The sequence below is a fragment of the Mesorhizobium sp. M2D.F.Ca.ET.226.01.1.1 genome, from assembly GCF_004022705.2.
Taxonomy (GTDB): domain Bacteria; phylum Pseudomonadota; class Alphaproteobacteria; order Rhizobiales; family Rhizobiaceae; genus Mesorhizobium.
The window spans coordinates 459,882-472,943 of record NZ_RZOY02000003.1 but is presented as its reverse complement, the minus strand read 5'-3'; the positions used below and the strand labels follow the sequence as shown (position 1 = coordinate 472,943).

The following is a 13,062-nucleotide window of genomic DNA, read 5'->3' as shown; positions in this document are numbered from 1 at the left end:
ATGGACGCTGCTGCTCCGAGACCCAAGGAAAATCAGGGCGAACCGCTGCCGCGCGTCGATGCGCGGTTGAAAGTCACCGGGCAGGCGCATTACCCCGCCGATCTGCCCACCGCCAACATCGCCTATGGCGCGCTGGCCACCAGCAGCATTGCCAAGGGCAAGGTGACGAAGCTTCGTCTCGACGATGCTCGTGCGGTACCCGGCCTGCTCGACATCGTCACCTATGGCGACATGGACAAGGTCGACAAACCGAAATTCGGCAATACCGGCGCGACGTCTATCGGACCGCTGCATGACCGGACGATCTTCCATGACGGGCAGATCATAGCGCTTGCGGTCGCCGAGACTTTCGAGGCGGCCGAGGAAGCGGCACAGCTGATCCGCGCCGAGTACGATGAAGAGAAGCCGACTGCGACTTTCGACAGCCCCGGGACTGCGACCATCCCTGCCGCCGGAAAAAGCCCACTGTTCAAGGAAGATGTGAAGGCAGGCGATTTCGATGCGGCCTATGCCGATGCCGCGGTCAAGATCGACCAGCGCTACTCGACGCCCACCCAGCATCATAACCCGATCGAGCTGTTTTCAACGACCGCCTTCTGGGAAGGCGAACAGTTGACCGTTCACGAGCCCTCGCAGAACGTGACCGGTTGGAAGGTGGAGCTTGCCAGGCAGTTGAAGATTGATCCCGGGAAGGTGCGTATCGTCAGCCCGTTCATCGGCGGCGCGTTCGGCTCGAAGGGGCCGATGACTCCGCGCACCGCTATCGTGGCCGTGGCCGCTAAGCGCCTCGGTCGTCCGGTGCGCTGCGTGACCAGCCGCATGCAGGCTTTCGGCACGCAGACCTACCGGGCCGAAACCCGGCACCACATCCGCATTGGAGCGGGCAAGGACGGCCGCATCACCGCTTTCGCCCACGAAGGCTGGGAGGTGACGTCTCGCCCGGACGCCTATGTCGTGGGCGGCACGTCGGCCACCGGCCGCATGTATGACTATGGCTCTGTGCTGACCCATGTCTCGCTGGTACAGGCTGACCGCAACACGCCGGGCTACATGCGTTCACCGCCCGAGACGCCTTATGTCTATGCGCTTGAAAACGCCATGGACGAGATGGCGGTGGCGCTCGGCATGGACCCGGTCGAGTTCCGCCGCATCAACGAACCGAAGGCGGAGCCGATCGGCAAGAAGCCGTTCTCCAGCCGTTCGCTGACCCAGTGTTACGACCAGGCGGCGGACGCCTTCGGCTGGGTCAGGCGCGATCCGAAGGTCGGCGCGATGCGCGACGGCGACTGGCTGGTCGGCATGGGCTGCGCGACGGCGATCTACCCGACTGCCGTCGCGCCATGCGCGGCGCGCGTGCGCCTGACGGTCGACGGCGACGTGCGGCTGCAATGCGGTTCGCACGAGATCGGCACCGGCGTGCGAACGGTGGCCGGTCAGATGGCGTCCGAGCGGCTCGGCGTCAGCATCGAGAGGATCAGCGTCGAAATGGGCGACAGCAGCCTGCCTCCGGCTCCCGTTTCGGGCGGGTCGATCTCCACGGCCAGCGTGTGTTCGGCGGTGCTCAAGGCCTGCGATGCCATCCGCGCCAAGCTGTTTGCCGCCGCGTCCGCAGAAGGCGGTCCGCTGGCCGGCTCCCATAATGAGGAATTCGAACTTGCCGGCGGAAAGATCGTCGCGAACAGCGGCGCGTCGGCAAAGGTAGAGGACGTGCTGAAAGCAATGCAGGTCGGTGCGATCGAGGAATATGCCGAGTTCGCACCCAAGGGTGCGACGCCCGAGGCGCTGAAGAAACTCTATGCCGGCACGCCGGAATTCCACGGCGGCGACCAGGACGAGGATTCGGTGAAATACGCCTTCGGCGCCGAGTTCGTCGAAGTCCGCATCAACCGCTACACCAGGGAAATCCGCGTGCCGCGCATTGTCGGCGCGTTCGCTGCCGGCCGCATCATGAACACGCGCACGGCGCGCAGCCAGTTGATGGGCGGCATGATCTGGGGCATCGGTCAGGCGCTGCATGAGGCGACCGAGGTCGATAGGCGCTACGCGCGCTATGTGAACCGCGACCTGCAGGACTACCTTGTGCCGGTTAACGCCGACATCAAGGACCTGCAGGTGATCCTGGTTCCGGAGGTCGACCATGCGGTCAACCCGGCTGGCGTCAAAGGCCTTGGCGAACTCGGCAATGTCGGCACGGCCGCTGCCGTTGCCAACGCGGTCTACCACGCCACCGGCACGCGTATCCGCGATCTGCCGATAAGGATCGAGCAGTTGCTCGTTTGAGCATGCTTGAGTGAAAGCGCACAGCTATTTTCACCAGCGGCGAAACCCATGTCTCACCTTGGCATGTGGATGCTACCCATCGCGGGCATTCCTCTGATCCACATTCCGCTGCATGCGCCGCACCTGATCAGCGGCATCGTCGTCATCGCCGGCATGATCGGGTTCTGGCGGACTGCCAGCCCAGCCAACCGGCTGCGCCGGGTCGTGGCCATAGGCTCTACCGGCACTTCGTCGACATCATCTGGGTGTTCATGTTCCCCGTTCTTTATCTGATCAACCGATGAGCGAACTGCGCAAACTCACCTTTGGTTATCTCGGGCTGCTCGCGCTGCTGGCGCTGACAGTCGGCTCATTTTCGTCGATCTCGGCGGCTTCAACGTTGCCCTTAACCTGGCGATCGCCGCCGCAAAGGCGATCCTGATCGCCATGCTGTTCATGCACCTGACAGGCATGTTGCCACGGCTCGCTGTCGCGGCCACCAGGCTTTGGCTCGTCATCCTGTTCGGGCTGACCCTAATCGGGCGATAAGCGAGTGATATCAATCGCCGGCAGGGACACCGACATAGTTCTGTGTCTTGAAGAGCCCGGCCAGATGGGCAGCGTTGGAGGCCGCCATTTTGATCATGCTGACGACTTTCTCCGGTGTCCCGGGAAGGTCGACGAAGTTGACGTCACCCATCGCTTCTCCGACCCAGTACACGCCGCCATTGGCGGGAACGGTGAATCCGACATCGTTGAGCGCCTGATAGCATTCGGCGTGGCAGTGATGTGCGCCATCCTCATTGCCCACGATCGCGACCAGCGCGACCTTGCCGGCGGCCGGCATGCGTCCGCTGTCGTCGGTCTCGGACAGGAAAGCGTCCATCCGCTCCATCACGCGCTTGGCAACGCTAGACGGCTGCCCCATCCAGATTGGCAGGCCAAGGATGAAGATGTCGGCGGCCAGGATCTGTTTGCGCAGCTTCGGCCAGTCGTCGCCTTCGCCCATATCGGAGAGCACGCCCGGCTTGATGTTGTGGGCGAGCGCACGCGCCGTTTCGCATTCGACGTCATGTGTCGCCAAGGCCTTGGTCAGCTCGGCAAGCATTCGATCGGTGGAGGACTGATCGTCGTCCCGAGGCATCTTAAGTGTGCAATTCAAGGCGAAAGCGGTGAGCGGCATCGAATCTTCGCGGCTGAATATGGTGATCAACGCGGAGGGCAGACACTGGTTGCCTCTCGCCGCAAGATCGGCTTGACCACAGCGCCTTTGCGACCCCATGCCCCCTGTCGGGGGCGCGGTTTCGGTTCCGGTCAAAGAGTCCGAATCTGTCTCTGCTAAGCAATTGAAATACGAAGGAAAGTCAGAAAAATGGGTCTTTATCCCACGAAATCGCTGCATACCATTGTTTTGACCCGTCGCCATCAAGGGCTACAATGAACTTTTTGAAAACAAACACCTTTTTGGAAGGTCAGCCGGCGGACCAAGCGGATTTTGGCAGTTTGTTACGCGGATTAAGGTCGCTTCGATCTGGAAGCGCTTCAAAAGGCGAGCGACTTTTCCAAATTCCCGACGTTGAAGCCGATGTGGTCGAACATGCTCCTATCCTCTGATTGACCCGCCTTAGTAGCGCTTCAGTTTCAAGTGCCGCTGGGAAGCTGTCACTTGGGCGGCTGACGGTCGGACACTTCTTCGATCTTGTCCAAAACCGCCTCCGGCGCCACATCGCGCTTGAGTTCTTTGATCTCGTGATCTGCGTCGGTATCAATGTTCAGACGCTTGGCAATCTCCTCCACCAGCTTGATAAGCTTGGTGGTTTCGTGCTCGTTGAGCAGGCTGACCTGCAGATCGAGGTCTGCCCTGGAATTGTCCTCCGCGGCCATTCGGTTCTGATTGATGAGCACGAAGGTCGAGAGAAAGATGGCCTCGACTGAGGCGAACATGGCCAAGATGACCAGTGACGGATCCCAAGGTCTGATGAAGCTCAGCATCCCTAGATTGAGGGCGATCCAGGTTCCGAAGAAGACAAGGTGTAAGTAGACGAACACCATGCTTCCGGCGAAGCCGCTGATCGCTGCGGCCGCGCGCTCCTCCAGCGATGCGGCCGTGGCTTCTCGTTTCCGCCTCTCGATCAGCGCCTCAATGTTTCGCGCCAGGGCAGGGGCAAGGCCTTCTGGTGCCGGTTTGGTTGGCGTGAAGTGACCGTTGCTTTTCGATGCTGGCATCCGTCCAATCCAGTCTCTTCCCTTTAGCCAGCCTAACTCGCTGATACACAATTCGCTCCATTGAGGGTTCTCAGATGGCAAATCGTGGCAGAATGCTCTTGTCTGCGATCACTGGCGCCGCAGTGCACTGGTTGCCTCGTGAATCAGCGTTGTGCTTAGCCCAGCGAGGCCTATTTATCGGATATGCCCGGGCGCCGAAAAACCGAACCGACCGCCGAATTGATGGCTGAGTGGCCGCTGTCTCCGACGGCGACCCTCGGATCGTCCGTGCGGGCGAGGGGCATTTTCCTAGAGATCCGCGCTCGCTTGCCTGCGCAGCTTCGGAAACTCCTCCACATCGAATCCCGGGTGCTCACCTTGCGCCTGCCGGAGGACTCGGATGCCGATGTTGAAGCGGCAGCGGCCATCGTGTCCAAAGCCATGCGCGACATCGAGGATCTGCCGGTCATCCCGCGTGAGGTCGAGGATATCTTGACGATCTCGTCCGGCGAACGGCACCGCTGGCTGAAGGACGGTCGGCTACGGAGCGCGGGGACCAGAACGGTCACGCTTCGCGGCCGGGCCAGGAAGATCACCTTTCACGTTTTCGATCCGCGCCACATCGAGGATGTGCTCGACCGCGACCTGGTCACCATCTGGCGCGAAGAGGACGCCGTGTCGGCCGCCGAATCCCGCCGGCGAGCCACCGCAAAGGCGGCAATCAAGCGTGCCCAGAAGAGGGTGCCTCAGGATGCCAGGAATGGCCGAGACGAAAGCTCGGAGTCCAAACTGCGTGGTTGGGAAGATTTTGAGAGCGATGGGCTGCTGCGATGACAAGCGGCTCGGGCGTCAGGCCGAGAATCTTTCACTATCGATCGTGATCGCAAGGACAATTCCGGTGGGGTCCCAATCTCGCACGACTCCGCCAAGCTCACTCGCGGCGGCGCGGACCAAGCGGCTCCCGAAACCTTCGTCTTCGGTTGCTACCGGAGATGGTCCTCCTACCTCTCTCCACTGGACAGTCACCTTACCGTCCCTATTAGAGCAAGCGATCTCTATCGAGCCGGCGGCAGTCGAGAGGCTGCCATGTTTGGCAGCGTTGGTGGCGAATTCGTGTAGCAAGAGAGAAAGCGGCGTGATCATCGCTGGAGGCACCGGCATATCGATGCCACTGATCGCGAAGCGGGGATGCTCGTCAGTTCCGTGCCGGTATGGCGCGAGGATTGCGGCGATCAATGCATGTAGGCTCGTCGCGACCTGAACAGACGGGCCAGTCGAGGGGAGCATCGTCAGCGCATGCGCCCGCGCGAGGGCGCCGAGTCGGTCAGAAACGGTGGAGGCGAGCGCGGCCGGAGTTTCAGCGGCTGGCGCGCTCAAATTGACGATGGTCCTTGCGATGGCAAAAAGGTTCTTCACGCGGTGGTCCATCTCGCGAAGCAGCAGCTCCCGCTGCTCCTGGGCGCGCAGCCGCTCCGAAATGTCACGGCCGATCTTGGAGACACCGATAATTGCGCCGGACGCGTCCGCGATTGGGGAAGCGGTCAAAGAGATGGGAATGCTGCTGCCATCCTTGCGCAGGCGAACGGTCTCGAAATGCTCGGCATGCTCTCCATTGCGAATGCGCACCAGAATCTCCCGCTCCTCGTTCTGGCGATCGGGCGGTATCAGCAACATGAGCGAACGTCCGACCATTTCCTTGCGGCCGTAGCCATAGAGACGCTCGGCGCCGCTGTTCCAGTCCGTGACGATGCCGTCCCTATCGGTCGCGATGATTGCATCATCCGAGGATTCGACGAGCGCGCTCAGTCGCGTCGCACTGGTTTCCGCTCGCTCCCGTTCGATCGCAAACCCGAGCTGACGGGCAATAGTCAACGCAAGTTCGCGCTCACGATCGGCGAAGCGATGGCGTGCTGGATAGTAGACCATGAACTTGCCGATGAGCTCGCGGGAGCTGGCAAGCGGGATAAATGCCAGCGCTTCGATTCCCTCGCCAAGGACCGTGTCGATGATCTGCCGAGATTCACCGCTGAGACGAATATCCTCCACAAAGATAGGCTCGGCATCGCGCTCCCCGCGCGTCCACGGCGTGTGACCGTTAACTGCCTCGCGGTATTCTTTAGAGAGTGAGCGCCAAGCGACGAAGCTCATGACACCGTGGCTGTCAAATCTCAGGATCGAGGCGCGTGACGATCCGAGGGCGTCGCATATGGCGTCCAGCGCCGCATCGTAGATCTCGCCAAGGCTATTGGCTCGGTAGAGTCGGTCGGTGAGACGAAAGAGGACGGCTTGCTCGCGGACAACATCGCCGTCGGCTGGCTCACGCTGGCCTCGCCCCATGGCCGCATCACTCATGGCCCCGTGCTGCATTGGCTCTATCCCACGGACGGCTCTATTGAAGTTCGACCAAGTCCTCGACTATCCACCTATCGCAGCACCGCGTCCAGGGCCCATGTCCTGCCAACTAAGACCCCGACCATGCCAGACAATATGCGCCTTGTGCAGTTTCGCAATAGGGACTTCGGGCGTGACGATTGTTAGGACCGCCGGTCGCTGTCGCTTGCTTGCCGGTCCCTGGAGACTGACTTCGACATCCGATGAGACGCTGAGGCAAGACAGCTCAAGCCTGGCGATCGAGTACAGGAACAAATCGGATTTGACCGGGTTCAAGAACATGCCCGGAGATCGACGCCAGAAGCTGACCGAATTGCTGCGCCGCCAATTTGCGAGCGAGGCGGTGCGCGGCGGCATACCGTCGTCACCAGAACGAGCAGGTCGCCCAAATCAATTCACGATCTCATCCGGCGATACATGAAAGCATCGTCTCCGGCGGTATTGCTGCGCCGCGTTTTGTCGACCAAGGCGGCCATACGGCCGTGTGCTGTCGACTTGATGCAGGCTGGATCTGTAGCGGCGGCATCGCCGACAATCGCCAATGCCTGACACCGGCAGCCGCCCCAATCGATCTCGCGGCGCTCGCAGCTTCGGCACGGCTCCCGCATCCACTTGGTGCCGCGGAAGGCGTTGAAAGCCGGTGAATCGATCCAGATTTCGGCAAGGCTGCGGTCTCCGAAGCGCTCGAAGCGCAGCGACGGGATCGTCTGGGCGGCATGGCACGGCAACACGGTGCCGTCGGGAGCCACCATGAATGCATCGCGCGCCCAGCCGCCCATGCATGGCTTGGGATAGATGGCGAAATAGTCGGGCGTGACGAGATCGATGTTCATAATGCCGGCTAACTGTTCCTGGGCAGCCGCGACGATGTCGGCCTGCCGGTCGACGGCGGCACGGTCGGGCATCAGCAAATCGCGATTGGCGAGCGCCCAGCCGGCGTATTGGACATTGGCGATCTCGAGCCGCTCCGCGCCCAAGGAGAGGGCGAGGTCGATGAACTCCTGCACTTCCTTAATGTTGTGGCGATGGATGGGCGCATTGATGGTGAGAGGCAGCCCGGCCGCTCTAGCGCGGCGTGCCGTCTTCAACTTCTTCTCGTGGCTGCCCTGGTGGTTGCCGACACGGTCGGTGGTCGCCGGACGGGCGCCCTGGAAGCTCAGTTGAAGGTGGTTGAGACCGGCTTCGGCGAAGGCGTCGATGCGTCCTTCGGCAATGCCGACGCCGGCGGTGATGAGGTTGGTGTAGACGCCACGTGCCGAGCACCCTGCGATCAACTGCTCGAGGTCGCGGCGCAGCGTCGGTTCGCCTCCGGAAAGATGCACCTGCAGGACACCGAGATCGGCGGCCTGCGAGAAGAGATCTAGCCAGGTCTGCGTGTCAAGCTCGCGGTTGGCCTTCAGCAGTTCGAGCGGATTGGAGCAATAGGGGCACTGCAGCGGGCAGCGATGCGTCAGTTCCGCCAGCATGCCGATCGGAGGAAGAATGGGCTCGCTCATAGCTTCACCAAAAGCTTGTCCGACCATTCCTGCAGGAAAGCGATGACATCGTCCGCCACGTCCTGCCGATCCGCGTCGTAGTCGGCTACAAGATCGGCGATGATGCGCTCGACGGTGGATTGCCCGTCGCAGCGACGCAGTATGTCGAGGCTGATCTCGTTCGGCCAGAATACCTTCTCCGGCGAAAGCACGGCGAAGGCCCGTCGCACGGGGTCGTACTGGATTCGCACATGCCTGGGCAGCGATGGCGCCGACCGCAACGACACGATGGCTCTTTCGCGCAGCGCCGTCATAAGGCCGCCTCCGGGCGGAAGGCGCCGGGCGGTATGTTTCCGGGCGCTGCATAGGCATGCTGGAGCGCATCGAGCATGACCCAGAGTATGTCGCATTTGAACACCAGCGCATCGATCGCCTGCTGCTGGCGTTCGGCCGTGTCCGCATGGGCCAGCACATAGGCGAGCGCGAAGTCGGCGTCGCGCAATGCCTGTTCGGGCCGCCGGCTGAAATAAGTCAGCGTATCCTCGGTGATGTAATCATATCTGGCCAGCATCGCCGGCACCCGCTCGCCGATGATGGTCGGCGAGAACATCTCGGTCAGCGATGACGCGACCGCTTCCAGCAACGTGCGGTTGGTGCAGAAAGAAAGGTAGGCGCCGACGGCGAAACGGGTCGCCGGCAGCGCCAGCCTTTCGCTCTTGACGGATTCGGCATCGAGCCCGAGCGAGGTCGCCAGATGCAGCCAGCGCGCGATGCCGCCGGTCCAACCGTCCTCGCCGTCATGGTCCTCGATGCGCTTGCGCCAGGCGGCGCGGAACGCCGGATCCGTCGCACGTGCGACGATCATAGCGTCCTTGCGCGGAATCACGGCCTGGTAGCAATAGCGGTTCAGCGCCCAGGCCTGCATCTCGGCCTTCGACAGGGCGCCTGCGGTCATTCTGTGATGGAAAGGATGGCAGTTGTGATAGCGCTCTTCGCCGATCCGCCGCAGCACGGCCTCAAGCTCGCTCTTCGACAGTCCGTCTCGCGCCGCGTCGTGGAAATCGCTCAAAATTCCATCTCCATGCCATCGGCGGCGACTTCCCAGTCAGCCGCCTTGACCGCCGCATGCGCGGCGGAACTCTCGTCCAGAACAGGATTGGTGTTGTTGACGTGGATGAAGATACGGCGACCGATCTTCACATCGGCCAGACCGGCGATCGAACCCGCTTCTCCCGACATTGCGATATGCCCCATGCGTGCACCGGTTTTCTGGCCGACCCCGGCCGTGATCATCTCGTCGTCCGTGTAGACGGTACCGTCGAACAGAAGGCAGGCGGCTCCGGCGAGGCGCTCGCGAAGTGCGGCATCGATACGCGCGCAGCCCGGAACGTAGAAGACGGCGCCGCGACCGTCGGCCCCGCTGATGCGGACGCCGATGGTGTCGCCCGTGCCGGAGCTGAAATCGGCGTCCGGATCGCCTCGTTGCTCGAGATAGAGCGCGACCTTGCCAGGCACCGGAAAGCTGCTGACGACCACGCCGGTCGCGTGGCCGTCCGCGCCGCAGATCGCCATCTCTTGCGTCGGCGCCAGCAGGCGCCGTGGCACGATTGCCGGATCGAGGACATTGAAAATCGAATTAGCCTTCAGCGTCGCCAGCACCTGCGCAGTGGCATAGATCGCGAAAGGTTGTCGCTCACGCAGGCTGAGCAGGCCGGCGACATGGTCCACGTCGGCATTGGTCAGCACCACAGCGCGGATGGGCGTCGAACGCAGCGGTGCGTCGGCCGCGGGCTGCAGCTCGGGCGTTTGCGCAATCTGCTGGCGGATGTCGGGCGATGCGTTGAACAGAACCCAGCCTGTCCCGTCAGCCGACGCGGCAACGGATGATTGGGTTCGCGACTGCACGCCGGGCATGCAGGTGCGAGCCGCGCGGCTCAGGCGGTAATTGCAGTTCCATTGCGGAAAGCCGCCTCCCGCCGCAGATCCGATGATCTTCACGCGCATGGCAATGCATGCCCAGCGGGCCAACTGACCCGTCCACTTTTGCGGCTGCGGTCGATTTGCGTCCGCGTCTCCTGATATAGCAAAGAATTGCATGCCCCGTTGAGGGGGCATGCAATTCACGGGCTACTTTTTCGGCCGGATTTCAGCAGGGAGGTATCGCGAAATCTCGAAGCCCGCAGCCACCTGACACATGGTTGGTTTTTTCCAGGTCTTTTTCATCGAGTTCTCCTTTCTGCAACCACAAGGACCGACGGCCGCCGCTCGGACCAAGTGGTTCACTTAGGCCGCCTGCAAAGCACGTTGATTGGCGTCGTTCTCACCAAGAGCGTTGAGCGCCTCGTCGGTTGCCGACTCTTCCTTCAAAGTCTGCCGGAGCAGCGGAAGTGCATCCTTGAGACCGAGCTGTTCGGCCCATGCGATCAGCGTGCCGTAGCGCGCGATTTCATAGTGCTCGACCGCCTGGGCAGCGCCAACCAGCCCTGCGTCAAGCGCCGGCTCGTCCTTGTACTCTTCGAGGATTTCCGAGCCCTCCTCGATGATGCCGTCAATGGCCGGGCAGGTCTTGCCCCTGGCCGGCTTGCCGAGCATGTCGAACACTTGCTCCAGGCGATCCACCTGGTCTTCAGTTTCCTTGAGGTGCTTTTCGAAAGCGGCGCCTATCTTTTCGGACTGCGCTGCTTTCGCCAGCTTTGGCAAAGCCTTCAGGATCTTCTTTTCCGCGTAGTAGAGGTCTTTTAGTCCGTCCAGGAACAAGCTTTCCAGGCCGTTCGAGGTCGCGGTCGAAGCTTTCTTCGGCATTTTTTGGATCCTCCTTGGGTGTAGGGATGTGCCTGCGGCACTCTCCCTAATCCGCTCGACGACCCGAAGTTCCGACAAGATCGCGGTGTTGCGTCAGCGCGGTCGCGGTGGCCGACGCAAACGGGCTCGTCACGCCAAGGGTTTCATCATCGCTAGCATCGTGCTATCCCAACGCAATCCGATTAAGGTCTGGCGAGAGACGTCAACTTCCCCCTTGTCCGACCTCGCGCATTCGCTCGATTTCCTCCGGCTCCTTGTCGTCCATTTCGGCGATCTCGTTGCGAGCCTTATCGTTCGCCTTGATCAACTCATCGAGTTTCGCCTGCAGGGCTTGGGTGTCGCGATGCTCGGCCCTTTGAATAAACAGCGTCATTGCCCAGGTGATCAGCGTCGCGGCGCCGTGCCAGTCAAGTGTCTCCCGCTCGAAGAGAAACCAAGCAACAGTGTAGCCGCCCAAAATCAAAAAGGCCGCCGGTCGGGACGTCAGCGTGCCAACCTTGGTCAGCGCTTCTCGAAGCTGCAATGTCGCCATGCCTGCGAACGACTGAGGGCAGTGCGGGTTCCCGCTGGATTTGTCTGGTTGAAACTTTGCTCGAGGCGGGACCGTCTCGTTCGTGTGAAGCGCTATTGTCGTGGCAAGCCATGAAGTGCCTCGCCGGGATGTTCAAACTCCCAACCGTCCAGCGATCCGTTCACTCCCCTCAATTTAGGATTTACGGGAACATCGGCGTCATCGTCCGGTTATCTCGCGTCGAGGAGGAGATGCTCCATGAACGCGACAAAGGAATTCCTGCGCAGCTGGCTGGAAGAGAATGTCGGCAACTTGCCAACCGACACAGAGATCAGCGTTCCGATGCTGGCGCAGCAATTCGAGCAGGATGCCGACGCCGCCGGCTACGGTCGCGAGGTGCGCGAGCAGGAGGTCGGCAACATTGAAGACGCCATCCAACGTGCACTGGACAAAACCGGCGAGGAAAACAGAGGGTCGGAATCCAGTCCCGATGAAGAGAATTCGCTGGCGCCTGTCATCGATGCCCTCGAAGCTGTCGAGCCTGAACAGGATAATATCGAGGGAGCCGGCAAGCCGGCTGACTAGTCTAGCGGTTCTCCTTGGTTAGCGTCGAAATTACCGCGTCCAGAACCGACTTTGGGCAGGTCTCTCCTTCGCGCAGCGCTTCGAACAAAGAGGTTACCACGCTTTCCAGCGTTCCGCCGTAATCCTTCGATATTTTCGACGCTGCCTGCGTGAGCGCTTCGAATTCCAAAAGACTAAGTGGAGAGTGGCGCGTCATGGTTCCTCTGTCGCGAGACGGACGCAGGAGGCAACCGGACGCTTGCCGCACTCGTAGAAGTGCAGCGGTTCAGCCTCAATCACATTTGTTGCAGAGAAGCTGTTGCTTCTCCCGGCTGCGGAGCGGTAACGAGGCTGATCCCGCCGCCCACGGAACAAAGGCCGGCCACAGAGGTTTGGCCCTGCTTCCAATTCCAACCTGCCCGGAAGCCAGCAGACATCCGACCAAAGCGGAGAACGTCCTCAATGACGAAATCGCGCCAAAACGACGATCCTGTGCGATCCACTCCAAGCAGTGGCAGGATCGGCGAGCAAGCAGGAGTGGACAGGGACTCGCCGCAAGAAGATCCGGTTGAAGGCTCCCGCAAGGTTGTGGATCGCGTGCTCGCCCGGCAAAAGCCGTCGGGCGGGGCTGATAAGAAGGAGGCCGAGCAGAGTCTGCCCGCTGGGCGTGGGCTCATGCCGAAGCCGGGCCTGTCGAAGGCAAGTACGCGATATCTGGCGGCGGCTCTGTCGAAGATGCCGCTTGTCGTGAAGTCTTCCGCCGAGGCGCCATTGCCGTGCAACAGCAGAAGCGGTTGCCCACTGCCCGCCTCCAGGAAATGCAGCTTCGTTCCCTGGAGATGGATGAAGCGCTCA

General features: G+C 61.6%; 17 protein-coding genes. 5 read left to right on the top strand and 12 right to left on the bottom strand.

Features of this window, described 5'->3' with window-relative positions:
* Genes EN869_RS09740 through EN869_RS34345 form a run of 3 tightly spaced genes read left to right on the top strand, consistent with a single transcriptional unit; the run spans position 1 to position 2,701 of the window.
* Positions 1 to 2,280: a xanthine dehydrogenase family protein molybdopterin-binding subunit gene (locus EN869_RS09740; protein ID WP_127225570.1), complete on the top strand. Its 2,280-nt coding sequence runs from the start codon at positions 1 to 3 to the stop codon at positions 2,278 to 2,280.
* 48 nt (positions 2,281 to 2,328) lie between these two features.
* Positions 2,329 to 2,553 carry a hypothetical protein gene (locus EN869_RS09735; protein WP_127225571.1) on the top strand — a complete coding sequence of 75 codons (225 nt, stop codon included), beginning with the start codon at positions 2,329 to 2,331 and terminating at the stop codon, positions 2,551 to 2,553.
* Between the two features lie 7 nt (positions 2,554 to 2,560).
* The gene (locus tag EN869_RS34345) at positions 2,561 to 2,701 is read left to right on the top strand and encodes a hypothetical protein (protein WP_167498471.1); all 141 of its coding nucleotides are present in this window, start codon (positions 2,561 to 2,563) and stop codon (positions 2,699 to 2,701) included.
* A 117-nt stretch (positions 2,702 to 2,818) separates the two neighbouring features.
* Here the strand turns inward: EN869_RS34345 and EN869_RS09725 are convergent, their stop codons facing one another.
* Positions 2,819 to 3,442, bottom strand: coding sequence for an NAD(P)H-dependent oxidoreductase (locus tag EN869_RS09725; protein ID WP_127225982.1), 624 nt, complete (start codon positions 3,440 to 3,442; stop codon positions 2,819 to 2,821).
* 479 nt (positions 3,443 to 3,921) lie between these two features.
* Entirely contained in the window at positions 3,922 to 4,485 is a 564-nt protein-coding gene (locus EN869_RS09720; protein ID WP_127225572.1) for a DUF1003 domain-containing protein, read from the bottom strand.
* Positions 4,486 to 4,707: 222 nt separating this feature from the next.
* On the opposite strand from EN869_RS09720, the gene EN869_RS09715 reads away from it, so the two are divergent.
* Complete coding sequence (locus tag EN869_RS09715; RefSeq protein WP_245489408.1) at positions 4,708 to 5,298, top strand: hypothetical protein; 591 nt, start codon at positions 4,708 to 4,710, stop codon at positions 5,296 to 5,298.
* Positions 5,299 to 5,313: 15 nt separating this feature from the next.
* Here EN869_RS09715 and EN869_RS09710 read toward each other — a convergent pair whose 3' ends face one another.
* From EN869_RS09710 to EN869_RS09675, 8 genes are all read right to left on the bottom strand, one after another.
* Positions 5,314 to 6,831, bottom strand: coding sequence for a PAS domain S-box protein (locus EN869_RS09710; RefSeq protein WP_127225574.1), 1,518 nt, complete (start codon positions 6,829 to 6,831; stop codon positions 5,314 to 5,316).
* A gap of 419 nt (positions 6,832 to 7,250) precedes the next feature.
* Entirely contained in the window at positions 7,251 to 8,351 is a 1,101-nt protein-coding gene (gene pqqE / locus EN869_RS09705; protein ID WP_127225575.1) for a pyrroloquinoline quinone biosynthesis protein PqqE, read from the bottom strand.
* A complete protein-coding gene (gene pqqD, locus EN869_RS09700) occupies positions 8,348 to 8,644 on the bottom strand; it encodes a pyrroloquinoline quinone biosynthesis peptide chaperone PqqD (protein WP_127225576.1) in 297 nt (98 codons plus the stop codon). The genes pqqE and pqqD overlap by 4 nt, the downstream gene beginning before the upstream one ends.
* Positions 8,641 to 9,399 carry a pyrroloquinoline-quinone synthase PqqC gene (pqqC, locus tag EN869_RS09695; RefSeq protein WP_127225577.1) on the bottom strand — a complete coding sequence of 253 codons (759 nt, stop codon included), beginning with the start codon at positions 9,397 to 9,399 and terminating at the stop codon, positions 8,641 to 8,643. Before pqqC ends, pqqD begins: the two co-directional genes overlap by 4 nt.
* Entirely contained in the window at positions 9,396 to 10,334 is a 939-nt protein-coding gene (pqqB, locus tag EN869_RS09690) for a pyrroloquinoline quinone biosynthesis protein PqqB (protein ID WP_127225983.1), read from the bottom strand. The genes pqqC and pqqB overlap by 4 nt, the downstream gene beginning before the upstream one ends.
* 123 nt (positions 10,335 to 10,457) lie before the next feature.
* Positions 10,458 to 10,553, bottom strand: coding sequence for a pyrroloquinoline quinone precursor peptide PqqA (locus tag EN869_RS09685; RefSeq protein WP_108702850.1), 96 nt, complete (start codon positions 10,551 to 10,553; stop codon positions 10,458 to 10,460).
* A 60-nt stretch (positions 10,554 to 10,613) separates the two neighbouring features.
* Positions 10,614 to 11,132: a ferritin-like domain-containing protein gene (locus EN869_RS09680; protein ID WP_095820222.1), complete on the bottom strand. Its 519-nt coding sequence runs from the start codon at positions 11,130 to 11,132 to the stop codon at positions 10,614 to 10,616.
* 202 nt (positions 11,133 to 11,334) lie between these two features.
* Positions 11,335 to 11,664 (bottom strand): low affinity iron permease family protein, encoded by a 330-nt coding sequence (locus tag EN869_RS09675; protein ID WP_127225578.1) that lies wholly within the window; start codon positions 11,662 to 11,664, stop codon positions 11,335 to 11,337.
* 237 nt (positions 11,665 to 11,901) lie between these two features.
* Here EN869_RS09675 and EN869_RS09670 point away from each other — a divergent pair, with 237 nt between their 5' ends.
* A complete protein-coding gene (locus tag EN869_RS09670; RefSeq protein WP_127225579.1) occupies positions 11,902 to 12,228 on the top strand; it encodes a DUF768 domain-containing protein in 327 nt (108 codons plus the stop codon).
* A gap of 1 nt (position 12,229) precedes the next feature.
* Here EN869_RS09670 and EN869_RS09665 read toward each other — a convergent pair whose 3' ends face one another.
* Together EN869_RS09665 and EN869_RS09660 are read right to left on the bottom strand one after the other, a co-directional pair.
* Complete coding sequence (locus EN869_RS09665) at positions 12,230 to 12,424, bottom strand: hypothetical protein (RefSeq protein ID WP_127225580.1); 195 nt, start codon at positions 12,422 to 12,424, stop codon at positions 12,230 to 12,232.
* A 79-nt stretch (positions 12,425 to 12,503) separates the two neighbouring features.
* Entirely contained in the window at positions 12,504 to 12,989 is a 486-nt protein-coding gene (locus EN869_RS09660) for an alpha/beta hydrolase (protein WP_245489407.1), read from the bottom strand.
* Between the last annotated feature and the right edge of the window lie 73 nt (positions 12,990 to 13,062).